Origin of the sequence: Rhodanobacter sp. FDAARGOS 1247 (assembly GCF_016889805.1) — a bacterium.
Classification (GTDB): Bacteria; Pseudomonadota; Gammaproteobacteria; order Xanthomonadales; family Rhodanobacteraceae; genus Rhodanobacter.
The window spans coordinates 2,455,323-2,480,404 of the sequence record NZ_CP069535.1; the positions used below are offsets into that span (position 1 = coordinate 2,455,323).

Annotated in this window: 21 protein-coding genes, 1 tRNA gene and 1 riboswitch; of the genes, 6 read left to right on the forward strand and 16 right to left on the reverse strand. The window is 67.5% G+C overall.

Annotation, left to right across the window (positions count from 1 at the left end):
- Window positions 1–734 precede the first annotated feature (734 nt).
- The 6 genes from I6J77_RS11225 to I6J77_RS11250 form a co-directional block, all read right to left on the reverse strand.
- Window positions 735–827, reverse strand: a tRNA-Ser gene (locus tag I6J77_RS11225).
- Window positions 828–906: 79 nt separating this feature from the next.
- Entirely contained in the window at window positions 907–1,110 is a 204-nt protein-coding gene (gene csrA, locus I6J77_RS11230) for a carbon storage regulator CsrA (RefSeq protein ID WP_056716714.1), read from the reverse strand.
- A gap of 271 nt (window positions 1,111–1,381) precedes the next feature.
- Window positions 1,382–4,009, reverse strand: coding sequence for an alanine--tRNA ligase (gene alaS / locus I6J77_RS11235; RefSeq protein WP_204109052.1), 2,628 nt, complete (start codon window positions 4,007–4,009; stop codon window positions 1,382–1,384).
- Between the two features lie 84 nt (window positions 4,010–4,093).
- Window positions 4,094–4,597 (reverse strand): regulatory protein RecX, encoded by a 504-nt coding sequence (locus I6J77_RS11240; RefSeq protein WP_204109053.1) that lies wholly within the window; start codon window positions 4,595–4,597, stop codon window positions 4,094–4,096.
- A gap of 239 nt (window positions 4,598–4,836) precedes the next feature.
- Window positions 4,837–5,874 (reverse strand): recombinase RecA, encoded by a 1,038-nt coding sequence (gene recA, locus I6J77_RS11245; protein WP_204109054.1) that lies wholly within the window; start codon window positions 5,872–5,874, stop codon window positions 4,837–4,839.
- A gap of 145 nt (window positions 5,875–6,019) precedes the next feature.
- Window positions 6,020–6,529, reverse strand: coding sequence for a CinA family protein (locus I6J77_RS11250; RefSeq protein ID WP_082542815.1), 510 nt, complete (start codon window positions 6,527–6,529; stop codon window positions 6,020–6,022).
- An 87-nt stretch (window positions 6,530–6,616) separates the two neighbouring features.
- Here I6J77_RS11250 and mutS point away from each other — a divergent pair, with 87 nt between their 5' ends.
- Window positions 6,617–9,256: a DNA mismatch repair protein MutS gene (gene mutS, locus I6J77_RS11255; RefSeq protein WP_204109055.1), complete on the forward strand. Its 2,640-nt coding sequence runs from the start codon at window positions 6,617–6,619 to the stop codon at window positions 9,254–9,256.
- Window positions 9,257–9,379: 123 nt separating this feature from the next.
- Here mutS and I6J77_RS11260 read toward each other — a convergent pair whose 3' ends face one another.
- Window positions 9,380–10,564 (reverse strand): PLP-dependent aspartate aminotransferase family protein, encoded by a 1,185-nt coding sequence (locus tag I6J77_RS11260; RefSeq protein ID WP_204109056.1) that lies wholly within the window; start codon window positions 10,562–10,564, stop codon window positions 9,380–9,382.
- 94 nt (window positions 10,565–10,658) lie between these two features.
- Here I6J77_RS11260 and I6J77_RS11265 point away from each other — a divergent pair, with 94 nt between their 5' ends.
- Entirely contained in the window at window positions 10,659–11,135 is a 477-nt protein-coding gene (locus tag I6J77_RS11265; protein ID WP_204109057.1) for an Lrp/AsnC family transcriptional regulator, read from the forward strand.
- Window positions 11,136–11,207: 72 nt separating this feature from the next.
- On the opposite strand, the gene I6J77_RS11270 is transcribed toward I6J77_RS11265, so the two are convergent.
- The 4 genes from I6J77_RS11270 to I6J77_RS11285 all read right to left on the reverse strand — a co-directional run bounded on the left by I6J77_RS11270 (window position 11,208) and on the right by I6J77_RS11285 (window position 14,038).
- The gene (locus I6J77_RS11270) at window positions 11,208–11,864 is read right to left on the reverse strand and encodes a PleD family two-component system response regulator (protein ID WP_056716726.1); all 657 of its coding nucleotides are present in this window, start codon (window positions 11,862–11,864) and stop codon (window positions 11,208–11,210) included.
- 195 nt (window positions 11,865–12,059) lie between these two features.
- Window positions 12,060–12,467, reverse strand: a complete 408-nt coding sequence (locus I6J77_RS11275; protein WP_204109058.1) for an RNA-binding S4 domain-containing protein — start codon at window positions 12,465–12,467, stop codon at window positions 12,060–12,062.
- Between the two features lie 20 nt (window positions 12,468–12,487).
- The gene (locus tag I6J77_RS11280) at window positions 12,488–13,078 is read right to left on the reverse strand and encodes a PleD family two-component system response regulator (protein ID WP_204109059.1); all 591 of its coding nucleotides are present in this window, start codon (window positions 13,076–13,078) and stop codon (window positions 12,488–12,490) included.
- Window positions 13,079–13,144: 66 nt separating this feature from the next.
- Complete coding sequence (locus tag I6J77_RS11285) at window positions 13,145–14,038, reverse strand: AEC family transporter (protein WP_204111468.1); 894 nt, start codon at window positions 14,036–14,038, stop codon at window positions 13,145–13,147.
- A gap of 131 nt (window positions 14,039–14,169) precedes the next feature.
- On the opposite strand from I6J77_RS11285, the gene I6J77_RS11290 reads away from it, so the two are divergent.
- From I6J77_RS11290 to I6J77_RS11305, 4 genes are all read left to right on the forward strand, one after another.
- Window positions 14,170–15,306 carry a phosphotransferase enzyme family protein gene (locus I6J77_RS11290; protein ID WP_204109060.1) on the forward strand — a complete coding sequence of 379 codons (1,137 nt, stop codon included), beginning with the start codon at window positions 14,170–14,172 and terminating at the stop codon, window positions 15,304–15,306.
- 153 nt (window positions 15,307–15,459) lie between these two features.
- A riboswitch (TPP riboswitch) is annotated at window positions 15,460–15,555 on the forward strand.
- 55 nt (window positions 15,556–15,610) lie between these two features.
- Window positions 15,611–17,794 carry a TonB-dependent siderophore receptor gene (locus I6J77_RS11295; RefSeq protein WP_204109061.1) on the forward strand — a complete coding sequence of 728 codons (2,184 nt, stop codon included), beginning with the start codon at window positions 15,611–15,613 and terminating at the stop codon, window positions 17,792–17,794.
- A gap of 2 nt (window positions 17,795–17,796) precedes the next feature.
- Entirely contained in the window at window positions 17,797–18,378 is a 582-nt protein-coding gene (gene pnuC, locus I6J77_RS11300; protein WP_007806225.1) for a nicotinamide riboside transporter PnuC, read from the forward strand.
- A 275-nt stretch (window positions 18,379–18,653) separates the two neighbouring features.
- Window positions 18,654–19,289, forward strand: a complete 636-nt coding sequence (locus I6J77_RS11305; RefSeq protein ID WP_204109062.1) for a DUF4124 domain-containing protein — start codon at window positions 18,654–18,656, stop codon at window positions 19,287–19,289.
- 51 nt (window positions 19,290–19,340) lie between these two features.
- Here the strand turns inward: I6J77_RS11305 and I6J77_RS11310 are convergent, their stop codons facing one another.
- The 5 genes from I6J77_RS11310 to I6J77_RS11330 all read right to left on the reverse strand — a co-directional run bounded on the left by I6J77_RS11310 (window position 19,341) and on the right by I6J77_RS11330 (window position 25,053).
- Window positions 19,341–20,033 carry a histidine phosphatase family protein gene (locus I6J77_RS11310; protein ID WP_204109063.1) on the reverse strand — a complete coding sequence of 231 codons (693 nt, stop codon included), beginning with the start codon at window positions 20,031–20,033 and terminating at the stop codon, window positions 19,341–19,343.
- Between the two features lie 106 nt (window positions 20,034–20,139).
- Window positions 20,140–21,771 carry a serine hydrolase gene (locus I6J77_RS11315; protein ID WP_204109064.1) on the reverse strand — a complete coding sequence of 544 codons (1,632 nt, stop codon included), beginning with the start codon at window positions 21,769–21,771 and terminating at the stop codon, window positions 20,140–20,142.
- Between the two features lies 1 nt (window position 21,772).
- The gene (locus I6J77_RS11320; RefSeq protein WP_239308941.1) at window positions 21,773–22,687 is read right to left on the reverse strand and encodes a MurR/RpiR family transcriptional regulator; all 915 of its coding nucleotides are present in this window, start codon (window positions 22,685–22,687) and stop codon (window positions 21,773–21,775) included.
- Window positions 22,688–22,691: 4 nt separating this feature from the next.
- Entirely contained in the window at window positions 22,692–24,014 is a 1,323-nt protein-coding gene (locus tag I6J77_RS11325; protein ID WP_239308943.1) for a peptide MFS transporter, read from the reverse strand.
- Window positions 24,015–24,030: 16 nt separating this feature from the next.
- Complete coding sequence (locus tag I6J77_RS11330) at window positions 24,031–25,053, reverse strand: dipeptide epimerase (RefSeq protein WP_204109065.1); 1,023 nt, start codon at window positions 25,051–25,053, stop codon at window positions 24,031–24,033.
- Window positions 25,054–25,082: the final 29 nt, after the last annotated feature.

Below are 25,082 nucleotides of genomic sequence, written 5' to 3' on the forward strand. Positions count from 1 at the left end.
GGGCTCAACTACCGCTACTTTTTCTTAGATGGTGATGACGGCTTCGGCGGCGGCCGGTTGTGTTCTTTTTCAGTGGTCGCCTTGTGGCTCTTCGCGAAGCTCTCGGGAACAAATCGACCAGTCTTCGCACTGCGGTAGTCTGGAGGCCCTTTCTTGTCTGCCATTGCCTGATCCCCATTCTCGCCCGCTGGTGGGCAGCCTCATCATTCACCTGCACCGCCAGCAGATCAATCCAAGACATTGCAATGCGGGCTTCCCCTACACGTCAGCGCGCGACAGGCCGACGTTAGCCGCCTCCTGGCGAGGGCACAATGAAGCTGCCCCGTAAGTCTGGATACAAACTGACGGGAGTCAGGCGCAAGCCGACAACGGACGTCAGGCGGAACCGACGACCGGGTCAGCTTCCTAGACCATGCTCCTGGCCCGCTACAGGCCGCGCGTTGCACAAGGCTGGCCGATCTATCGCCCCAGCCACTGAGCGCGACGCGGTGGGCGCGCGACGACCGGAAAGTGCCTCCGACCATGCAGGCGTGTGCAGGAGGGCCGCGCGCTGGCCAACCCTTACCCCCGCCTACCCCGGAGCCTAGATCGCGAAGGCGAAAGGCGAGCGCCCCGCCCCGTTTCTCGTCCGTAGACGTCCGTTTACAAGCAGAATATCGCGTCGGGACGCAAAGCGGGACGGATGAACTGCGGATACAAAAAAGCCCCTTTTTTCAGGGGCTTAGTTGCGTATCTGGCGGAGAGAGAGGGATTCGAACCCTCGATCAGGTGTTTAGCCCGATACTCCCTTAGCAGGGGAGCCCCTTCGGCCACTCGGGCATCTCTCCGGGGTCTTTGTTCCGCATTGCTGCGGAGCCGGCAAGGATACTGACCGGCGCGGTCGAGGTAAAGGCTTAATTCACTCGATCAGTGTTCGACGGACTCGTCGGGGCCACTGCCGGGCTCGCTTTCGCCCTTGATGCGCTGATAGATCTCTTCGCGATGCACCGCCACATTCTTCGGTGCGTTGATGCCGATGCGTACCTGATTGCCTTTCACACCAAGAACGGTGACGGTCACCTCGTCGCCGATCATCAGGGTCTCACCGACCCTGCGGGTCAGAATCAACATGATTTTGCTACTCCATAAAAGCTGTTGGTCACAGGCCTGCAGATCGACGTTGCCTCACCCCTGAGCGTCCGTCTTTCCGCAGTTCGACGAATGATCCGTCGAAGGCCCTACCCCGCCTTCCCGGCTCACAGCCAAAACACTCCTTGGCGTCCTGACTGGCGACACGAGCGTTTCCGACCGCGTCGACACTGTTTCGATAGTAACTGAGCACGATTCCCCTGTGCAATCTGCCAGGGTCGTGACGAATGGCACACGCAAAAGCTGGTAGGGATCAATGCCCCGAGATCCACTCCGGCAAGGCCGACAGGATCGTCGGCAGCTCCGGCGCATCCGTGCCGCCGCCCTGGGCCATGTCGGGCCTGCCGCCGCCCTTGCCGTCGATCTGTTTCGCCACGTGTGCCACCACGTCGCCCGCCTTGATCCGGGCCAAGGCCTTGCCGTGGACTCCCGCGATCAGCGAGACCCGGCCGTCTGCCGCGCCGGCCAGCAGGATCACGCAGTCGCCCAGCTGCTGCTTGAGCTGGTCCACGCTGTCGCGCAGCGACTTGGCGTCGAGGCCCTCCAGTCGGGCCGCGACCACCTTGATTCCATCGACATCCGTGGCCGAACCGGCCAGGTCGGCGGTCGCCGAGCCGGCGGCCTTGCTGCGCAGGGATTCCAGTTCGCGTTCAAGTTTCTTCTGGCGATCGAACAGCTGGCGCAGTTTTTCCACCGCATCGTCGCCGCTGCTGGAAAGCAGCTGCGAGAATTCGGCCAGACGACGCTCTTCGTCGGCGATGTAGGCCAGCGCGCCGGCCCCAGTGACCGCCTCGATGCGGCGCACGCCGGAAGCCACGCCCGCCTCGCTGACCACCTTGAACAGGCCGATGTCGCCGGTACGACCGACGTGCGTGCCGCCGCACAGCTCGGTGGAGAAATCGCCCATCTTCAGCACGCGCACTTCATCGCCGTACTTCTCGCCGAACAGCGCCATCGCGCCGAACTCGATCGCCTGGTCGTAGCCCATGTTGTGCACTTCGGCCGCCGCGTTGCGGCGCACCTCGGCGTTCACCAGGGCCTCGACCCGGGCCAGCTCGTCGTGGTTCATCGGCTTGTGATGCGAGAAGTCGAAGCGCAGCCGCTCCGGCGCCACCAGCGAGCCCTTCTGCGTGACGTGGGTGCCCAGCACCTGGCGCAGGGCCGCGTGCAGCAAATGGGTGGCCGAATGGTTGAGCACGATGGCCTGGCGGCGCGAGGCGTCGACCGAGGCATCGACCAGGTCGCCGGTCCGCAGCGGCTGGTCGCCATGCCAGGTGCCGGCATGGCCGAAGAACACGCCGCCCATCTTCAGCGTATCGCCGACGTCGAAACGGCCGGACGCGTTGGACAGCGTGCCGGTGTCGCCGACCTGGCCACCCGACTCGGCATAGAACGACGTGCGATCGAGGATGACGAGGCCCTCCTCGCCCTCACCCAGCTGGTCGACCTGCTTGCCGCCGCGCACGATGCCGAGCACCTTGCTGCCGCTGCCCTGCAGCGCCTCGTAGCCGAGGAACACGGTGGGCTTCAGCTGGCTGGCCAGCTCGGCCGGCATCTGCCCCTTGGCCTCGAACTTGCCCGCGGCGCGGGCGCGCTCGCGCTGTTCGTTCATGGCCTGCTCGAAGCCGGCCATGTCGACCTCAAGCCCGCGCTCGCGCGCGATGTCGGCGGTAAGGTCGACCGGGAAGCCATAGGTGTCGTAAAGACGGAACGCATCGACGCCCGGGATCATCTTGCCGGATTTGCCGGCGATGTCGTCGAACAGGCGCATGCCGTGCTCCAGCGTCTCGCCGAAGCGCTGTTCCTCGGTGCGCAGCGCATCCTCGACGAAAGCCTGCCTTGCCGAAAGCTCCGGGTAGGCCGCGCCCATTTCCTCGACCAGCGGCTGCACCATCTTCCAGAAGAAGTCGCCGCGCACGCCGAGCATCCAGCCGTGCCGCAGAGCGCGGCGGATGATCCGACGCAGCACGTAGCCGCGGCCTTCGTTGGACGGCAGCACGCCGTCGACGATCAGGAAGGAGCAGGCGCGGATGTGGTCGGCGATCACCCGCAGCGACTTGTTGCCCAGGTCCTGCGTGCCGGTCAGTTCGCCAGCGACACGGATCAGGTGCGCGAACAGGTCGATCTCGTAGTTCGAATGCACGTGTTGCAGCACCGCGGCGAGGCGCTCCAGGCCCATGCCGGTGTCCACGCACGGCGCCGGCAGCGGGCTCAGCGTGCCGTCGGGCGCGCGGTCGAACTGCATGAACACCAGGTTCCAGATCTCGATGTAGCGGTCGCCGTCCTCGTCCGGCGAGCCGGGCGGGCCCCCGGCGATGTCCGCGCCGTGGTCGTAGAAGATCTCGGTGCACGGGCCACACGGGCCTGTGTCGGCCATCTGCCAGAAATTGTCCGAGGCGAACGGTGCGCCCTTGTTGTCGCCGATGCGCACGATGCGTTCGGCCGGCACGCCGACCTGCTTGTTCCAGATGTCGAAGGCCTCGTCGTCGGTGTGGTAGACGGTGACCCACAGCTTGTCCGCCGGCAGCTTGAAGACTTCCGTCAGCAGCTCCCACGCGTAGGCGATCGCGTCGCGCTTGAAGTAGTCGCCGAACGACCAGTTGCCCAGCATCTCGAAGAAGGTGTGGTGGCGCGCGGTGTAGCCCACGGCGTCCAGGTCGTTGTGCTTGCCGCCGGCGCGCAGGCAGCGCTGCACGTCGGCCGCGCGGACGTAACCGGGTTTTTCGCTGCCCAGGAACACGTTCTTGAACTGCACCATGCCGGAGTTGGTGAACAGCAAGGTCGGATCGCTGGACGGCACCAGCGAGCTGGACGGCACGATGGTGTGGTCCTTGGAGCGGAAATAATCGAGGAAGGCGGAACGGATTTCGGAGGTTTTCATGCGGATCGCGATGGCTGGCGGCAACGGGCCACGCCGAGATCGGGCCAATCGCTCCGTCAACCCATGGCCGCGGGGCGATGGATGTCAGGAAATATCGTCGGCGTCGTCCACTTCGGCGTGGGTAACATTCCGTACTGTGGCGGCGGCAAAGCCGCGACGCAAGAGGAATTGCGCCCGGCGGGCGCGTTCGGCGGGGTCCGCGGTGCCCGCCCCGCCATAGCGGCGACGCAGTTGGGCCGCGGCCGAGGCATCCCAGTCGACCTCGGCTTCATCCATCAGCTCGCGGATGCGCGCATCGGCCAGTCCGTGGCTTTTCAGCTCCACGCGCAGGCGCATCGGACCATAGCCCTGGGCGATCCGGCTGCGCAGCAGCACCTCGGCGAAACGGTCGTCGTCCTGGTAATGCTGCTCGCCGAGGCGGTCCAGCGCAGCGACGGTTTCGTCACCTTCGTAGCCACCCTGGCGCAACTTGGTCTTCAGCTCCTTGCGCGAATGCTCGCGGCGCGCCAGCAGGCCCAGCGCCTTGTCGTAGGCGCTGCGTTTCGGCTTGGTCGGGTCATTTGGGCCAGGACGCTTTTTCATCTTCATCGCCATGCATACGGGCACCCGATAGGAGCGGATTTCCCCCGCGGTTCCCCCTGAGCGTAGCGCAGCGAAGTCAAAGGGCGGCCCCTCGACTCCACCACCCCTGCGGATACACGCTCAGGAGCAACGACCGGGAAGACCTGCATTGTCGCGCCCAAATACGCCAACGACACCGGACCAAAACGCACATGGCCCGGGCAAGCCGGGCCATGTGCATGCAACAGACCGTCAACCCTCACGGTTCACGCTTCCTCGAGCGCCTCTTCAGCGGCGGCGGCAACCGGCCGGCCGACCGGCACCAGCAGGCGTTCGCGCAGCTGCTTGTCGATCTCGTTGGCGATCGCCGGGTTGTCGCGCAGGAACTGGCGCACGTTCTCCTTGCCCTGGCCGATGCGGTCGCCGTTGTAGCTGTACCAGGCACCGGACTTGTCGATCAGGTTCTGCGCCACGCCCAGCTCGATGATCTCGCCCTCGCGCGAAGTGCCCTCGCCGTAGAGGATTTCAAACTCGGTCTGGCGGAACGGTGGCGCCACCTTGTTCTTGACCACCTTGACGCGGGTTTCCGAGCCGATGATCTCGTCGCCCTTCTTCACCGCGCCGATGCGGCGGATGTCCAGGCGCACCGAGGCGTAGAACTTCAGCGCGTTGCCGCCGGTGGTGGTTTCCGGGCTGCCGAACATCACGCCGATCTTCATGCGGATCTGGTTGATGAAGATCACCAGGCAACCGGACTTCTTGATGTTGGCAGTGAGCTTGCGCAGCGCCTGGCTCATCAGGCGGGCGTGCAGGCCGACGTGGGAGTCGCCCATCTCGCCCTCGATTTCCGCCTTCGGGGTCAGCGCGGCGACCGAGTCGACCACCACCATGTCGACCGCGCCGGAGCGCACCAGCATGTCGGCGATCTCCAGCGCCTGCTCGCCGGTATCCGGCTGCGACACCAGCAGGTCGTCGACCTTGACGCCCAGCTTCTCGGCGTAGGTCGGGTCGAGCGCGTGCTCGGCGTCGATGAACGCGGCGGTGCCGCCGGCGCGCTGGCAGCTGGCGATCGCCTGCAGGGTCATGGTGGTCTTGCCGGAGGATTCCGGGCCGTAGATCTCGACCACGCGACCGCGCGGCAGGCCGCCGACGCCCAGCGCGATGTCCAGCCCCAACGAGCCGGTGGAGATCGTCTCGATAGCCTCGTTGACGCGATCGCCCATGCGCATGACGGCACCCTTGCCGAACTGCTTTTCGATCTGGCCGAGGGCGGAGGTGAGCGCCTTGCGCTTGTTGTCATCCATCGTAGGTATTCCGGTTGGGCTGTGAATGGGGAGCATGATGCCCGGGTCGAATCTCACGGGCTGCGATCTGCGCCATCGGCGCGGAGCGACGTGTACGCGGCCAGTATCCCACACTGGTCAAGCCGGTCTGGCGGCCGATCGCGTGTCACTCCGTCAGCGTTTTGCGCAAGCCGATGAGCGCGGCGGCCACCGTTTGTCGGCGCACCGCCTCGCGGTCGCCCGGAAAATGGAACAGCCGCGCATGGGCGTAGCCGCCACGACGCTTCCAGCCGATCCAGACCGTGCCCACCGGTTTGTCCGGCATGCCTCCGGAAGGCCCGGCGATGCCGGTCACCGCCACCGCCACGCCGGCGCCGAAACGCGCCAGTGCGCCGGAGACCATTTCCAGCACGGTTTCCTCGCTGACCGCGCCGGCATGCTCCAGCGTGCGGGGATTGACCCCAAGCAGCGCCTCCTTCGCCTCGTAGCTGTAGGTCACCACGCCGGCGTCATACCAGGCCGAACTGCCCGGCAGGTCGGTCAGCGTCTTGGCGATCCAGCCGCCGCTGCAGGATTCCGCCGTCACCAGCATCAGCCGACAGCGCTGCACCTCGGCCGCGGCCTCTGCAGCCAGCGCCAGCAACTCCGCATCGGTAGGAACAGACAACAACTCCATGCGAGACTCCCGGACTTGAACGCTTTGCGCCACGCGCAGAGGCACCGTTCTACCCGTTCCGCGCGACCACGCCAAGACTTGCATTGCATGAGCCAAGACGATCTCACCAAACACACCCCGTTCATGCGTCAGTACCTTTCGGCCAAGGCCGAGCATCCGGACGTGCTGCTGTTTTTCCGCATGGGCGATTTCTATGAGCTGTTCTACGACGACGCCCGCAAGGCAGCGCGGCTGCTCGACATCACCCTGACCCAGCGCGGGCAATCCGGTGGTGCGCCGATCCCGATGGCCGGCGTGCCCTACCACGCGGCCGAGAACTACCTGGCGCGGCTGGTGCGGCTGGGCGAATCGGTGGCGATCTGCGAGCAGATGGGTGATCCGGCGCTGGCCAAGGGCATCGTCGAGCGCAAGGTGGTGCGCATCATCACGCCAGGCACGGTGACCGATGCAGCCTTGCTCGAGGATCGCCGCGACAACCTGCTGCTGGCGATCGCCGCCGGCACCCGCGGCGACTACGGGCTGGCCTGGGTCGACCTGTCCAGCGGCCGCTTCCTGCTCAGCGAAGTGCCGAGCGCCGAGGCGCTGGCTGCCGAACTGGCGCGACTGCAGCCGGCCGAGACCCTGGTCGGCGAGGACGTGGCCTGGCCGAAACTGGTCAGCGCCCTGCCCGGACTGCGCAAGCGGCCGCCGTGGCATTTCGATGCCGATGCGGCGAAGCGCGAGCTCAATCGCTTCTTCGGCACGCGCGACCTGGGCGGTTTCGGCGTCGACGGCATGCCGCTGGCGGTCGCCGCTGCCGGCTGCCTGCTCGGCTACGTCGAGGAAACCCAGAAGAGCGCGCTGCCCCACCTCACCGGCATGGCAGTGGAAAGCGCCAGCGAGACGATCGCGCTGGATGCCGCCACCCGGCGCAATCTGGAACTGGACACCCATCCCAGCGGTCGCGTCGAACACAGCCTGCTCGGCGTGCTCGACGAAACCGTGACGCCGATGGGAGCGCGCGCACTGCGTCGCTGGCTGACCCGCCCGTTGCGTTCGCGCCAGGCCCTGCGCCGGCGTCATCAGGCGATCGGCATGCTGATCGACAGTCGCCGCCACGAATCCCTGCGCGAACAGCTGCGCGGCATCGGCGATCTCGAACGCATCCTCGCCCGAGTGGCGCTGCGCTCGGCGCGACCGCGCGACCTGTCCACCCTGCGCGATGGTTTGGCTGCCACGCCGGGCATCACCCGTGCGATCTTCCATGATCGCGAAGATCAACAAGCGGCCATCCGTGGCCGCACTCTTCGACAAGAGCTCAGCCCGCTGCTGCACACCCTGGTCGAAAGCATCGGCGACCACGCGGACACGGCCGCCCTGCTCGCCCGCGCCATCGTCGAACAGCCGCCGGTACTGCAGCGCGACGGCGGCGTGGTCGCCGACGGCTACGACACCGAACTCGACGAACTGCGCCGCCTGTCCACCCACGCCGACCAGTACCTGGTCGAACTGGAGGAGCGCGAGAAGGCCGCCAGCGGCATCAGCACGCTGAAAGTCGGCTACAACCGCGTGCACGGCTATTACATCGAGATCAGCAAGGGACAGTCCGACAAGGCGCCCACGCATTACACGCGCCGGCAGACCACGAAGAACGCCGAGCGCTACATCACCGAGGAGCTGAAGAGCTTCGAGGACAAGGTGCTGTCGGCGAAGGAACGCTCGCTGATGCGCGAGCGCGCACTGTACGAAGCGCTGCTCGACACGCTCACCGAAAAGCTCGAGCCGTTGAAGGCCGCGGCCAGCGCGATCGCCGCGCTCGACGTGCTCGCCACCCTGGCCGAGCGTGCCGAGGCGCTGGACTGGAGCGCGCCCGAACTCACCGACGAGCCGGGCATCTGCATCGAACGCGGCCGCCATCCGGTGGTGGAGAAAGTCCGCGACGAACCGTTCGAGCCGAACGATTTGAAGCTCGACGACGCGCGCCGGATGCTGGTGATCACCGGCCCCAACATGGGCGGCAAGAGCACCTACATGCGCCAGAACGCGCTGATCGTGCTGCTCGCCCACATCGGCAGCTACGTGCCGGCCAGCCGCGCGGTGATCGGCCCGATCGACCGCATCTTCACCCGCATCGGCGCCGGCGACGACCTGTCGCGCGGCCAGTCCACCTTCATGGTCGAGATGAGCGAGACGGCCAACATCCTGCACAACGCCACCGCCGACAGCCTGGTGCTGATGGACGAGGTCGGCCGCGGCACCAGCACCTACGACGGCCTGTCGCTGGCACGCGCCGCGGCGGTGCATCTGGCCCGCCATTGCCGTGCATACACCTTGTTCGCCACGCATTATTTCGAGCTGACCGAACTGGCCGGCGAATTCCCGTCAATCGCCAACGTGCACCTGGACGCCGTCGAACTGCACGATCAGAAGCGGGGCGAGCAACTGGTATTCATGCACGCGGTGAAGGACGGTCCGGCGAACCGCAGCTTCGGCCTGCAGGTGGCGGCATTGGCCGGCTTGCCCAAGTCCGTGATCGCCGATGCGAAACGCACCCTGACCGAACTCGAACGGGGCATGCATCAGCACGTCAGTGCACCGGCGCGCGCAGCCGAAGCCTCGCCGCAGTTGGGCTTGTTCGCCGCCGCCCAGCCGTCGGCCGCCGAGCGTGCGCTGGCAGACATCGATCCGGATGCACTGACCCCGCGCGAGGCACTGGAGGCGCTGTACCGCCTCAAGTCGCTGAACTGAGCGCATGAAAAAAGGCCGGCGCCCTGTGACGCCGGCCTTTCCAGGCCCTCCCGACCCATCGCCGATGATCAGGATCGGCGATACCCCTCCCCAACTGTTGCCGCCTGCGTGCGGCTGGAATCGTCAGGCCGCTGCGCTGAGCCGCGCCGCGTCCAGCGCCTGACGCAGATCGGCCCACAGGTCGTCGACATGCTCGATGCCCACCGACAGACGCAGCAGACCCGGCGTGATGCCGTGCTGCGCCTGGGTGGCGGCGTCGACGACGCGATGGGTCAACCCGGCCGGGTGCTGGATCAACGTATCGACCGAGCCCAGACTGACCGCCGGCGTGGCCAGCCTCACCGCAGCCATCACCGCGCTGGCGGCCGCATGACCACCATGCATCTCGAACGCCATCAGGCTGCCCGGGCCATGCATCTGCGTCTCGACCAGATGCGCATTCGCCACCGTGCCGAGGCCGGGGTAGCACACCTTCGCCACCACCGGATGCGCCGCCAGCAACTTCGCCAGCCTCTGCGCGTTGTCCTGCGCCTTCAGCACGCGCAACGACAAGGTCTGCAGGCCACGATGCAGCAGGTAGGCGCCCAGCGGATGCAGCAGGCCGCCGGTGGCGGCCCGCACCTGGCGCAGTGCCGCAGCCCATGCCGCGTCGCAGGCGACCACACCGGCGATCACGTCGCCGTGGCCGCCGAGGAACTTGGTCGCGCTGTGCAATACCAGCGTGGCGCCCAGCGCGGCCGGTTGCTGCAGCACCGGGGTGGCAAAGGTGGAATCGACCAGCACCGGCACCGAGCCGGCCGCCTTCACTACGGCGGCGATGTCGATCAGGTCCAGCGTGGGATTGGCCGGCGTCTCGATGATCACCAGCGCCGTGTCGGCATTGATCGCGCCGGCCACGTCCTTCGGCTCGACCCAGCGCGTGGCGATGCCGAGCAGGCCCGAATTCAGCAGATGATCGTTGGTGCCGTAAAGCGGGCGCACCGCCAACACATGCCGGCCGCGCTGGCCGGCGGCAAGCAGGCAGGCCGACATCGCCGCCATGCCGGAGCCGAACGCGACGGCATCGGTGGTGCCTTCCAGCTGCGCCAGCGCGTTTTCGAAACGCGCCACGGTCGGGTTGTGCAGGCGCGCGTAGATCGGATTGGCCGCCGTCGCCGCGCCGCCCACCAGCGCATCGAAGCTGGTGGTGCCCTCGGCCAGGTCGCGCACCGGATAGGTGGTGGACAGGTCCAGCGGCGGCGCGTGCACGCCCAGCTCGCCGAAATCCTCGCGACCGGCATGTACACCCAGTGTTTCAAGACGCGGCATCAGTCCAGCCTCATTCGATGGAATGGCCGGATACTAGAATCATCCGCTATGCTGAAAATCCATCACCGAATTTAATTTCGCCAAAGCCCGAATCATGCGCCTGGACCGAATCGACTTCGCCATACTGCGCGAGCTGCGGAAGAACGCGCGGCTGCCCAACAAGACACTGGCCGAACGGGTGGGCGTGGCGCCCTCGACGGCGCTGGAGCGGGTGCGCCGGCTACGCGAAAGCGGCGCGATCAGCGGTTACCACGCGGAAGTTGCCCCGGCGGCGGTGGGCATCGGCCTGCAGGCGATGATCAGCGTGCGGTTGGCGCGCCACTCGCGCGAGGATCTGGACGCCTTCCACGCCTACCTGCTGACCCTGCGCGAGGTGCTGGCGTTCTATCACGTGGCCGGCGCCAACGATTACCTGCTGCACGTGGCGGTGGCCGACAGCGACCACCTGCGCGATTTCGCGCTGGATGCGTTCACCACGCGACCGGAAGTGGCGCACATCGAGACCAGCCTGATCTTCACCTTCCGGCGCAATCCCGACGTGCCGATCTACCGCGAGGCGGACGAAGGCTGAGAGCTGCGATCATCCCGGACCGCGGGCAGCGAATTTCTTCACCGGCCGAGGCCGTTGCGGAACAGTCCGTGCTCAACCGATACCGTGGGCCAGCTTCAGGACCAGCGGTGGCGGTGTTGCCGGCGCGGCCAGCTGGGCGGTCACGTCCGCATCCGGCATCGCGATGTCCGGAATGTCGGTCAGGTCCTCGGCGGTCAACTCGACCGCCTCCAGCGCAGCGGGCTGCTGCTCGACCAGTGGCGAATCCTGACGTGCGGGCAATCGTCCCGACTGCACCAGCTGGCCGATGCGCAGATACACCTCGTCGCGGTCGAAGGGTTTCTGCATGAAGTCGTCGGCGCCGAAACGCTGCACGTAGAACTGCTCGGTGGCCTGCGGGTTGCCGCTGATCATCACGATCGGGATGTCGCGTGTCAGCGGGTCATGGCGCAGCGCACGCAGCACCGCGAAGCCGTTCATGCCCGGCATCACGATGTCCAGGAAAATCAGTGACGGCTGCTCGCTGCGCGCCAGCTCGATCGCCGCCTTGCCGTCGCCGGCTTTCAACACGGCGTAACCGTCCTGCCGCAGCATCTTGCCCAGCACGGCGCAGATCGTGGGGGAATCGTCGACCACCAGCATGCGCGCACCCAGCGGTGCCTGCGCTTCAACGCGATGGATCGCCTCGACATGGTTGCCCAGCAGGCGCTTGAAAAAGCCGATGCCATTCTTCAGTGCGTGTCCGTCCATGCAAGCCTCCGCGGCCATGTGGTGGCTGGATCGCCAACCCGGTGGATTTGAAGGGATAGTCCTCCATCCACGCAGGGCATTCTGCGATGCACTGCTCAGAGCCCACGAAGAAACGCCGTTTTCAACGGGTTTTACCCGCGAATTCGCCACTGTTGACGGCAGCGCCGCCCGGACGGGCGTCTGATCCGCGGCGGCTCAATGATCGTGCTTGAGCCGGCGCAGATCACGTCGCGCCTGCTTGTCCGGTCGCTTCGGCGGACCGCTGGCACCGATCAGGTGATGCAGCTCGCGCGCCGCCTCGCGTGCCACGCGGCTGGCCTCGGTCTCACGATAGAGAAGCTGTGCGGCGCTGGCTGGCCCCCGCCGATCGGACAACGCCAGCACCTCGACTTCCATCCGTTCCTCACCACGGCTGATCTTCAGGCGATCGCCCGAATGGAGCGTTCTTGCCGGTTTGCAACCGGCGTCATTGACGTCGATGCGACCACCGTCGATGGCCTGCTTGGCGAGGCTGCGAGTCTTGAAGAAACGTGCGGCCCACAGCCACACGTCGACGCGTGTGGTGGCCGGCGCGGGTATCGGAGACTTGTTCATGGCGCCCATTGTCGCGCCATCGACGTGCTTCAGTCGTGCGTGGCGGCCGGTGCGACCATGTCGTGCGGGTCGGGCATGGCGATATCGGGAATCGCCGCATGCTCGGCTTCGGTGTGCTCGGGCTCGCCCGCGGGCGCCTCCACCTCCGCCCGCTGGCGCACGACCAGGCGTCCGCTGCGGGTCAGGTGTTCGATGCGGGCAAACACCTCACCGCGCCCAAACGGCTTCTTCATGAAATCGTCGGCGCCGAAACGCTGCACGTAGAACTGCTCGGTGGCCTGCAGGTTGCCGCTGATCATCACGATCGGGATGTCGCGGGTCAGCGGGTCGTGGCGCAGTGCGCGCAGCACCGCGAAGCCACTCATGCCGGGCATCACGATGTCGAGGAAGATCAGGTCGGGACTTTCCCGGCGCGCCGTCGCCAGTGCCTGCTCGCCGTCGGCCGCCTTCAATACCATGTGGCCGTTCTGCATCAGCATCTTGCCGATCACCGCACGGATGGTGGCCGAATCGTCGACGACCAGGATGCAGGCGCCCTTGGGTTCACCGGTGCGCGGCACGGCACGACGTTCGCCATGCTCGCTGCCGAACAGCCGCTTGATCAGTTCGAAACCAGCCATGCCCCGAGCTCCCCTGCCCCGTTCGGGCTAGTTTCGATGTACTCCGCGCCGGACGCAAGAAATGCGTTACCCGCCAAGTAGCGCGTTGCCCAGCGGAATGGTCAGCAGGGACAGCACGATGCCGGCGCCCAGCACGGTATTGGCCAGGGTCGGTTCCAGCCCGTATTCGTCGGCCAGGATCGTGGCGGACACCATCGGCGCCATCGCCGCCTGCAGCACGCCCACGGTCAGCACCAGTCCGTCGACGCCGGCGGCAGCCCCCATGGCCCAGCACAGCACCGGCGCCAGCAACAACTTCCAGGCCAGACCCCAGCTGGCTGCGCCCAGTTGCCGCTGGCCGGGGTGGAACCTGAACTGCAGGCCGACCGAGAACAGCGCCAGCGGGGTCAGCGTGGCGCCGATCGGCACAAACACCCCGTCCAGCAGTGGCGGCCAGCCTCCGCACATACCGGCCACGATGCCGATCAGCAGCGCGATGGTGGGCGGGAAGGTGCAGATGCGGCGGGCTACCAGGCCCAGCTCCGGCTTGCGCCCCGAATACAGCGAGGCGACCACGATGCCGCCGATCGCCAGCACCGGGAAGCAGCCCAGTTGGTCGGCCACCACGGCCAGCGCCAGCCCCTGCTTGCCGTGCAGCGCCTCCATCAGCGGATAACCCATGAACGAGGTGTTGCCCAGCCCGCACACCAGGATCAGCGCGCCCGTGCGCTGGCGCGACCAGCCCAGCCGGGGCCCGAGCAGGCCGAACAGCAGCCACGCGCCGCCGAAGGTCAGCCACATCACCGCCACCAGGAACCACAGCTGGGGATCGAAGCTGACCTTCGGGATCAGTTCCAGCACCAGGGCCGACAGCGCCACGTTCAGCACCCACCAGTTGATGCCCTGCACGATGCCGGCCGGCGGCTTCGCGTAGCGCGCCACCAGGGTGCCGAGAATCAGGCAGACGAACAGCAACAACATCGCACTCATCGAACGGGTGCCGCGGGGAAAGTCCGGCAATTAGACGCGAAGCGGGCACGACTGGAAAGCCGCCATCGCGGAACCGTCGGCGATAATCCGCCGCCCGCGACCGCCCGTGGCACCATGCGCCGATGAATGACCCCACCCACCTCGCCCACGGACTGGCCGGCGACAACACGCCGCCGGATTGGCCACCGCTGCGCGCGGACGAAGTCGAAGCCGTGCTGCGCGACTATCCCGCCATCGGCGGCCCGGCCCGCATTGCCTGGCACAGTCCGCGCCCACTGTCGGCGGCGTGCCTGGTCGAAAGCCCGCGCGGCACGTGCTTCGTCAAGCGCCATCACCAGCGTGTGCGTAGCGTGGAAACGCTGGGCGAGGAACATCGCTTCATCGCGCACCTGCGCGAGCGCGGCATGCCGATCCCCGAGGTGTTGCGCCACGCCGGTGGCGGCACGGTCACCGCACGCGGCGAGTGGGTGTACGAAGTGCACCGCTGTGCTGCCGGGATCGACCTGTACCGCGAAGCGATCTCGTGGGAACCGCTGCCCAGCCGCGAGCACGCACTGGTCGCCGGACAGATGCTGGCCAGCCTGCACGAGGCCGCCGCCGACTATCGCGCCGCCCAGCGCAGCACCCACGTCCTGGTCGCACGCAGCGAACTGATCTGCGCCGTCGATCCCGTCGCGACGCTGGCCGCGCAACTGCCGCAGCGGCCCGCGCTGGCCGCCTATCTGCGCGATCGTCGCTGGCAGGACGAACTGGGCGAACTGCTGGCCCCGTGGCACGCCGCCGCCCAGCCGGGGCTTGCACGGCAGCCGCCGCTGTGGACCCACGGCGACTGGCACGTGTCGAACCTGTACTGGAGTGACGACGGCGCCGGCGCACGGATCAGCGACGTGCTCGACTTCGGCCTGTGCGCGCGCAACTTCGCACTGTTCGACCTGGCCACCGCGATCGAGCGCAACGCCATCGCCTGGCTGGAGCTGGATCGGCGCAACGACGTCGCCCACCCCGACATCGCCCGGGCGCTGATCGACGGCTATCACCGGCAGCGGCCATTGAGCCGCGACGACCGGCAGCTGCTGGCCAGCCTGCTGCCGCTGGTGCACGTGGATTTCGCGCTGTCCGAAGTCGAGTACTTCCAGGGCATCACGCAGTCCCCGGCCAACGCCGACGTGGCCTGGGACACCTTCCTGCGCGGCCATGCCGCGTGGTTCCACACGCCGCCGGGACAGGCCCTGCTGCAGCTCATCCGCGACCTCGACTGACAGGTTGTGCGTTTTCAACCTCTCAGTCCGGCCATGGATGGCCGGGCGCGGAGCAGTCACGCAAGTGGCTGATTCGCGTGAGCGCGTCCGGGCATGTACCGGACACGCGATGGAAGCTCGAGCAGCTCCGCTCGATCCGTGGTTCAATACGCGTTCTTGAAGCGGGGGTGCCCGGCGTAGCCGGGCTGAGAGAGTCCCTTGGAACCTGATCCGGCTTGTACCGGCGTAGGGAGCTTGCAGATCCGGCGCGTCCTTGCGACTGCCGGGTCGCCGTCGCTTCGTCCGTACTCCCTTGACGACGACGATGACGATGCTTCTTTCCCGCACTCCCCTGCTTCTCGCCCTGCTCGCGGTGATCGCTCCCGTGCATGCCACGGATACCGCCGGCGAACCGCAGGCCACCCGCCTGTCGCCGGTCCACGTGAACGCGAACGGCAGCAACGGCTACCACGCCGACAGCTCGCAACTGGACACCTTCGGCAGCTTCGGCAACGCGCCGCTGCAGGACACGCCCGCCGCGATCACCGTGATCACCCGCGACCAGATCGACGACCGCCAGCCGCATACGCTGAGCGAACTGGCGCGCAGCGACGCCGCACTCGGCGACAGCTACGCGCCGGTCGGTTACTACCAGGATGTCGCCATCCGCGGCTACGCGCTCGACCTGGCCACCGGCTACAAGCTCAACGAAATGAGCCTGGTCGGCGAACAGCCGATCGCGCTGGAAGACAAGCAGCGGGTGGAAATCCTCAAGGGCCTGGGCGGCCTCGAAGCGGGCGTGGTGGCGCCGGGCGGCCTGGTCAACTACGTCAGCAAGCGGCCGACCGACGTGCGCAGCGCCACCGTCGGCACCGATTCGCACGGTTCGCGCTACCTCGCCATGGACGTGGGCGGCTGGCTGTCGCCGACGTTCGGCGTGCGGGTCAACGCGGCCCATGACGGCGTGCAGTCCTACGTCGACCATGCCGACGGCCGGCGCAACTTCGTCTCGCTGGCAGCCGACTGGAAGATCAGCCCGAACGCCACCCTGCAACTGGACAGCAACTACCAGTCCAGCTCGCAGCGTTCGGTGTCCGGCTACCAGCTGCTCGGCGGCCGCACGATCCCCGCGCATCCCGAGCGTACCCGCATGCTCGGCTTCGAGCCGTGGCAGCAGCCGGTCGGCATCGACGCCAGCAACAGCACGCTGCGCCTCGACTACCGCCTGGCCGATGCCTGGACGGCCCAGCTCTCGGCCAGCCACAGCCGCGCGGTGATCGACGACAACGTGGCGTTCGCCTACGGCTGCTTCTACTCGACCGACTGCGCCAGCGGCGCCACGCCGGGCTGGTTCTTCGCACCCAACGGCGACTACGACGTCTACGACTACCGCAGCCCCGACGACACCCGCGCCAACGACGAAGCGCGCGCGGTGCTGAAGGGCGCGTTCGACACCGGCGCGGTCAGCCACGAGATCAGCCTGGGCGCCAGCGCGTTCCGCCGCACCATCGACCGTCGCGCCGACGTGTACGACTACGTCGGCACCGCCAACGTCGATCAGGTGGACCCGCCGTACTTCGCGCCGTCGCCGAACCAGCCGGGCGCCTCGGTGCGTCGCCTGACCAGTTGGCAGCATTCCGTGTTCGCGCTGGATCGACTGCATCTCGGCACGCAGTGGCAGTTGCTGGCCGGCGGGCGTTTCGTGCGACTGCACGAGCGCGCCAGTGATTCCGACGGCCTGCCCGAACGCGACACCCGACTGGGCAAGTTCCTGCCGCAGGCGGCCGTGCTGTACCAGCCCACCACGCGGCTGACCACTTATCTCAGCTACAGCGAAAGCCTGTCGCTGGGCAACGAGGCGCCGTACTGGACCGCCAACGGCGGCACCACGCTGGCCCCGCTGCTGGCGCGCCAGACCGAGGCGGGCGTGAAGTACGCTGCCAGCGATGCCCTGAGTCTGTCGGCCGCGCTGTACCGCATCAGCCAGCCATACCAGTTCGCCCGACCGGACAGCAGCGCCGAGGGCTTCACCTTCGTCCAGCAGGGCAACGAGGCGCATGCCGGACTGGAACTCAACGCCGCCGGCCAGCTGACCGATCGCCTGCGCCTCACCGCCAGCGTCAACCTCATTCGCGCACGTGCGCATGACACCGGCGCGCCCGCTTACGAAGACCACCAGGTGGTCAACGTGCCGCGCCTGCGCAGTGCGGTGTACCTGGACTATCGCCTGCCGTTCGCCGACCGGCTCAGCCTGCTCGGCGGCTGGCGCTACGCCAGCAGCAACGTGGCCACGCCCGACGGCGTGACGCGGGTGCCGGCCTACCACGTGTTCGATGCGGGCCTGCGCTACGCCAGCCAGTGGAACGGTCACGCGATGACCTGGCGGCTCAGTGTCGACAACGTGTTCAACCGCTTCTACTGGCGCGACACCGGCAGCTCCGGCGGCGACAGCTACCTGTTCCCGGGCGCGCCGCGCCTGGCACGCCTGTCGCTGACGTTCGCGTTCTGAAGATGACCTGGGTCGAACTCATCGCGGCGATCGTCAGCGCGCTCGGCGTCTGGCTCACCGCCCGGCGCCAGCCATGGTGCTGGCCGATCGGGCTGGTGTCCGTGCTGATCTACGCCTGGGTGTTCGTCGACGCCAGGCTGTATTCCGATGCACTGCTGCAACTGGCGTTCGCGGGATTCATCGGCTACGGCTGGTACCGCTGGCTGCAACACCTGGGCGAAGACGGACTCGTCCAGGTGGCGCCGCTGCCACGGCGCCAGGCGATCATCCACCTCGCCATCGGCGGCGTCGGCGCGATCGCGCTCGGCGCCTTCATGCATCACCTCACCGACGCCGCCCTGCCCTGGCTGGACGCGGCGCTGACCGCCTTCAGCCTGGTCGCCCAGTGGTGGCAGGCCCGGCGGCACGTGGCCGCGTGGTGGCTGTGGATCGCGGTGGACGTGATCTACGTGGGCGAGTACGTCTACAAGCACCTGCTGATCACCGCGGTGCTGTATGCCGGCTTCGTGGTGCTGGCGGTGATCGGCCTGCGCGCGTGGCAGGGCGCCGGCCGCCAGCCGGCCGAGGCGTCGCCCGCCGCTTGAACGGCGCGACCCGGCCGCGCTACCGTCGACGCGTCGCCCTCGCGTTCAGCGCGGCCTAACCCGCGCGGCGGCAACATCCAGCCGATGCCAGAAGCGTGGGCGGTAGAAACCAAGCGGCTGCGGCTGCGTGGTTTTGGCCAGCTTTTCCGCTCACTTTCGTTGAATAGCTACGGCTATTCGCCTCAAATGATCGAAAAACCTGACTCAAAACCACTTTGCCTCGCTCGCTTGGTTTCTACCGCCCACGCTCCTAGTCACCCAGGATGGACGTCCCCATGAAAGTCCGGCCGAACCGAATTTCCCTGTCATGCCTGGCGCTCCTGCTGCTGGCCGCCGCGGGCACCGCGGGCGCGCAGAACATCTACAAGTGCACCGTCGGCGGACAGGTCAGCTACACCGACCATCCCTGCCCGCAAGGCAATGGCGAGCTGCTGCACCAGGCCGACGACACCGAAGTCATCGACCGCTACCTGCGCCTGGGCCAGGACAAGCTGGCGAAGAGCTATGCCGACTCGCACCACCTCGAAGCGCTGTACCAGCAGCGCATCGAGGCTCGCCAGCAGGCGCAGGACGAGAAGGAACAGCGCCAGGCCGATGAGGCCTACGCCGCGCAGCAGCGCGCCGAGCAGGAACGGCAGCAGGCGCTGGTCGACGAGGCCGCCGAGCGCAACCGCCTGCAGGGCGAGAACGAAGTCCTGCGCCAGCAGAACGACGCCTACCAGGACCAGCTGCAGCAACAGCAGGCGTACAACCCGCCGCCGGCGTACTGGGTGCCGTACCCGAACCGTCGTCCGGGCCGCGATCACGACCACGATCACCACGGCGATGGCGACGGTCATCACCGCCCGCCGCCGAAGGAACCGGTGTTCCACCCGTGCAAGCAGCTGGCCGGTGGCCGCGTGCAGTGCTGAGCTGACGGGCTGAAACCACATCACGCGTGATCGCAACGCCGGTGTTCGTCGCTACGGCAACGCGGGAATCGCCAGGCTGCGTTCGGCATCGCCGGTGGCGCCGGTGCGCAGGCTCGGCGGGATGTGTCCCACGTCGCCCGCCGAGATGACCTTGAAGCGGCCGTCGGCCTCGACCAGGATTCTGGTGATGCTGGCGTTGCCCACCGACATTTCCAGCCAGGCCTTGCTGTCGACACCCAGTGCACGGACCACCATGTTGCGGATCACGTTGCCGTGGCAAACCATCAGCTCGGTCTGCGCGTGGCCGTGCGCCGGCTTGAAGTAATCCGCGAACAGGCGATCGAACTGGCGGGCGCAGGCCGCAAGGTCCGCCGGTTTCTCGTCGGCGGTCACTTCGGTGCGACGGGTCGGCGGCGTGCATTCGGCCAGGTCGTCGACCACCTCGAAATGCCGGCCCGGAAAGTCACCGGCGATGACGGCCGCGGTGTCGCGCGCACGCTGTACCGGGCTCACGTACATCGCATCGAAGCGCTCCGGCAAGGCGGCCAGCCGGGCGCCGGCCAGATGCGCCTGGGCCACGCCGATCGGCGCCAGGTGCGGGCCCAGCTTCGGGTCAGCCTTCGCATCGGGCAGGTAGTAGCCGTGGCGCACCAGCACGATGGTGCGCGTGGCGGGCGCCTCGGTCGCGCCGATTGACGCCACCGGCAGCAGGCACAGCAGCATCAGCAGAAGTCGTGGAAACATGGGCGTGCCCCGTTGCGGTCAGTGCGCCGAGTATCCAACGCCAACACGCAAGGAACCAGCTCAGGCCGCCAGTCGCCGCAGCAGCAAGGTCTTCGGACGAAGCGCGCTACTTGCCGGCAGCCACCGGGACGAAGCGCAGGTCCTGGTAGTCCCAGCTGAAATCGGCGATCGGCGACACCGCCTTCATCCTCATCTGCGCGATGCTGCCATCGGGGTTCAGCGCGAAGCTCACGTAGGCGTCCTCCACGTCGGGCATCGCCCAGTGCGTGCGGAAGGTGTCGTGGCGCACGTGCTCCAGTACGCCGTGCAACCCGGGCGAGCGATCGAAGCTGATCGTCAGCACGCCGTTCGCGTCCTGGCGCAGGGTGGCCGTGCCGTACCACGGGTCGCGATACACGCCGGCGTATGCCGAAAGCGGCAGCGACGGAGCACCGCGGGACTGCGTGTCACTGCCCGCAGCCTTCAGCGCCGCCGTGGCGCTCGCCCTGATCCCTTCGAACATCCTGCCGTAGCCGGCGATCCAGTCCGGCGAGGGAAGCCCCAGCAGGCTGTCCAGCAGGTGCTCGCGCATCGCCAGCAAGGTGGCGGGATCTTCGGCGTTGAGCATCACGGCGAACGCCGCGTGCCGTTCCGGAATGATCACCACCGCGGAATAGCCGCCCAGCACGCCGCCCAGATGGGTGATGATCCGGTGGCCGCGGTAGTCCTGCACCTCGAAGCCCAGTGCGTAGGCGTTGAATTGCGGTTGCGCCAGCGCGACCTCGGCCGGCAGCGGAGCGATCGGGATCAGCGTCTGCGGCGTCCACAGCATCTTCGCGGCCGCGGCGCTGAAGATCGGCCTGGCGTCCTTCCGCTGACCGCCATCGAGCTGCAGCCGCAACCATTGCCCCATGTCGGCCGCACTGACCTGCAGCGCACCGGCGGCCGCGAACACGCTGCCGGTCATCACCGTGGTCAGCACCCGCTGGGGGCCGACGCCGCGCACCGGCGTGGTGTTCTTGCCGTGCAGCGCGGCCTGGTCGGCGGTGCGGGCATCGATGCTGGTCTGCGTGTCGCGCATCTGCAGCGGGTCGAGGATGTGCTGCTGCACGAAATCCTCCCAGCGCTGGCCGGAAACGGCTTCGACGAGTTGCCCGGCGACGATGTACAGCACGTTGTCGTAGTCGTAGCCGCCGCGGAACGAGCGCACCGGTTTCAGGTAGCGGATGTCATGCACCAGTTCCGCGCGCGTGCGGTCGCTGGTGGGAAACATCATCAGGTCGCCCTCGCCCAGGCCCAGCCCGCTGCGATGCACCAGCAGGTCGGTCACCGTCATCTCGGCCGACGCATAGGCGTCGTACATGCGAAAGCCGGGCAGCTTGTCCACCACGCGGTCGTCCCAGTGCAGCTTGCCCTGGTCGACCAGGATCGCCAGCGCTGCCGCGGTGAAGGCCTTGGTGTTGGAACCGATCGGGAAGATCGTGTGCGCGTCGACCCGCGCGGCCTCACCCAGCTTGCGCACGCCGTAGCCGTGCGTGGTGATGGTCTGGCCGTCGACGATGGTCACCGCCATGCCCGGCGTGCCGAAGGTCTTCATGGCCCGCGCGGCGAAGGCGTCCAGATCCTGCGCCGGCGCGGCAGCCAGCGCCGGTGCGCCGGCGACGACCAGCGCGATGAGCAACCCGGTGAGGCAACGGCGCAGCGACAGTCGCGGAATCCTGCAGGTCATGCTCTTGCCTCGCTCGGTGATGTCGCCCATGTCAGCGCCGCTTTGCCGGCTTCTTCGCGTTCTTGTGCTGCCCGGCACGGGCCGGCTTGCCCTCGCCGGACATCGAAGGCCCGTCGTAGCCGATGAATTTCTGGCGCAACTCGGTGATCTCGCCGACCCGTCCGAGGATGTCGCCCATCTCGCGGATCACCGCGTTGATCAACAGGCTGAACAGGCTGGTGAGCGTGCCGAAGCTGTGCCAGGCGCGGCCGGTCTGCATCGGGATCATCAGCACGTGCGGAGTCAGCTGGCGCGCCCAGTAGCACTGCGTGTCGGTGATGATCAGCAGCGGAATGCCGCGTTCGACCACCTCCTCGGCCAGCAGGCGGAAGTGGCGCGAATAGCGGCGAATGTCGATCAGCACCACGCAACTCTTCTCGGTGGAATCCAGCAGCATGCCGGTATAGGAGCCGTCGGCGCCGGGTTCGAACGACACCCGCGGCCGCACGTGCTGCAGCGAGGAAGCGAAGCCCAGTCCCAGGAAGGAGCCGTGCTGGAAGCTGGCCACCGACACGCGATCGGCCGACACCAGCATCTTCACGATGGGCGCCCATTCCTCGCCCCGCGCCAGCGCGTAGACGTCGGTGAGGCTGCGGATCTCCGCCTGCAGGCTCTCGCTGATGTAGTCGGCGTCGGCTGCCGGTTCGGAGGTCTTGTACAGCTGCATCCACGGTGCATCGCCGCGCAGTTCCTCCTTCAGGTCGCCGACGCCGGCATAACCCAGGTTGCGCAGGAACCGGCCCACCGTCATCGCGCTCACGCCCACGCGCTTGCCCAGCGACGCGGCCGTCTCGAACGGGATGCCGCTGATGTTGTGCAGCAGGTAGCTGGCGATCTTCTGCTCGGCCGTGGTGAAGCTGTCCCAGCGGCTCTTCAGTTTTTTTTGCAGGTCCTTGGTCATCGTCATCCGCTTATCTGGCCAGCGCCATGGCGGCGCCTTCCGTTCCATGGGTTTCCACGTCGCCCAGGCGACGGCCAAGCATATACAACAGCGCGGCCGACACGCCGGCCACCGCCGCGATCAGGGCGAAGAACCAGGCGTGGCCGAGCTGGCTCCACAGCGTGCCCAGCGCGCCGGCCAGCAGGTTGCCGAAGAAGCCCGCGAAGAACCAGGTGGCGATGCTGGTGGCCCGGAAACCCTCCGGCGCCATGCGCCCGAACAGGGCTAGCCCCACTGGCAGGATGTACAGCTCGCCGGTGGTCATCAGCACGAACCAGGCCGCCAGCCAGCCCCAGTGCGCGCGCACGCCGTGCGCCTCGCACCACGCCGACAGCACGGCCAGCATCAGGTAGGAACCACCCACGATGGCGGCGCCGAACGCCATCCGCCCGAGCAGCGGCGTCTCCACGCCGCGCTGCGCCAGCCGCCCCCAGCGCGCCACCAGCAGCGGGGTGAAGGCGAACACCACCACCGAGTTGATCGACTGGAACCAGGTCATCGGGATGACCCAGCCCGAGGCCAGCTCGCGGTCCACGCTCTGGTCGATCCACAGCGCGATGGTGTTGCCGACCTGCTCGTAGGCGCCGCGGAACACCACCACGATCGCGGCGACGCCGAGCAGCAGCGCGAAGCGATCGATCACCGCCCGATCCACCGGCGGCCGTGCCGCCCGCGCCTCGGCGCCGCGCTTCGGTTCCGGCGGCAGGTAACGGGCGCCGGCCAGGTAGATCACCAGCGACAGCAGCATGCCGAAGCCGGCCGCGGCGAAACCCCAGTGCCAGCCGTACGCCTCGCCCAGCGTGCCGCAGATCAGCGGCGCCAGGAACGCACCGAGGTTCACCCCCACGTAGTAGATGTTGTAGGCGCTCTTGCTGCGCGGATCGCCATCGCGGTAAAGCCCTTCGATCTGGCTGGCCAGGCTGGGCAGGAACAGCCCGTTGCCCAACGCGATGGTGGCCAGCGCCGGATAGAACAGCGGCTCGGAGGCCATCATAAAATGACCCAGGGCCATCGTGGCGCCGCCGATCATCACCGCGTTGCGCTTGCCCAGCCAGCGGTCGGCCACCATGCCGCCGAACACCGGCGTGAAATACACGAAGGCGGCGTAGGCGCCGTAGATCAGCGAGGCGTATTGCTGGTCCAGGTCCAGGTGCTTGGTCATGTAGTAGACCAGCAGCGCGCGCATCCCGAAGAAGGAGAACATCTCCCACATTTCGGTGAGGAACAGCACGCTCAGGCCGCGCGGATGGCCAAACCAGTTTTTCTCGCGTGCTGGAATCATGCTGTCGGACACGGTGCGATCCTGTGGTCTAGGCGGCCGCCGCCAGCGGCCCGCCCCATATCGCATCGTCGCACCAGATGCGGCCATGCTCGTAGATCGCCGACGGTGCCGGGTCGCGCCGCAAATAGATCGGCCCGTCCAGGTCCACCACCTTGCACGACTGGCCCAGCACGAAGGCCGGCGCCATCGCCAGCGACGAGCCGGACATGTTGCCCACCATCAGCTCGAAGCCCAGCTCGCGCGCCTGGGCGGCCATCGCCAGCGCCTCGGTGAGGCCGCCGCACTTGTCCAGCTTGATGTTGATCATGCCGACCCGGCCCACCAGTGACGGCAGGTCATGGTGATCCTGCACGCTCTCGTCGGCGGCGATCATGATCGGGCTGTCCAGTCCGTCGAGCCAGGCCTCATTGCCGATCGGGAACGGCTGCTCCACCACCGCCACCCGCGCCTCGACCAGCGCCGGCAGCAGGCGCGCGAACGAGTCGCGGGTGAAACCCTGGTTGGCGTCGACCATGATCCACGCGTCGGGGCACGCCGCGCGCACCGCGCGCACGCGATCGGCGTTGAGCTCGTCATTGGTGAGCTTGAGCTTGAGCGCGCGCGCACCGGGGAAGCCCCGCGCGATCCCGGCCATCGTCGTCGGCGCGTCGGCGCCGAGGGTGAAGGTGGTCACCAGCGGCTGCGGCGCCTCGCCGCCGGCCAGCATCCACACCGGCCGGCCGCTGCGCTTGGCCTCCAGATCCCACAGCGCGCAGTCGACCGCATTGCGCGCGCCGCCGGCCGGCAGCAGCTGCAGCAGTTCCTGCCGCGTCAGGCCGCCCTCGATCCGTTCGCGCAGCGCCTCGACCTGCACCTGCATCGCGGCCGGCGTGTCGTTGCGGTAGTAGACGCCCAGCGCCTCGCCACGACCGAACCGGTCGCCCTCGTGCAGGGTCACCACCAGCGCCTCGAACTCGTCGAAGGTGTAGCCGGTGATGTGGAACGGCTCCTTCAACGCCCACTTCTCGAGCCGCGTGTGCAACTGCAGCCGTGCGTGTCCCTCGGTACCCATGATCTCTCCTGCCTGATTGATGTCGATGC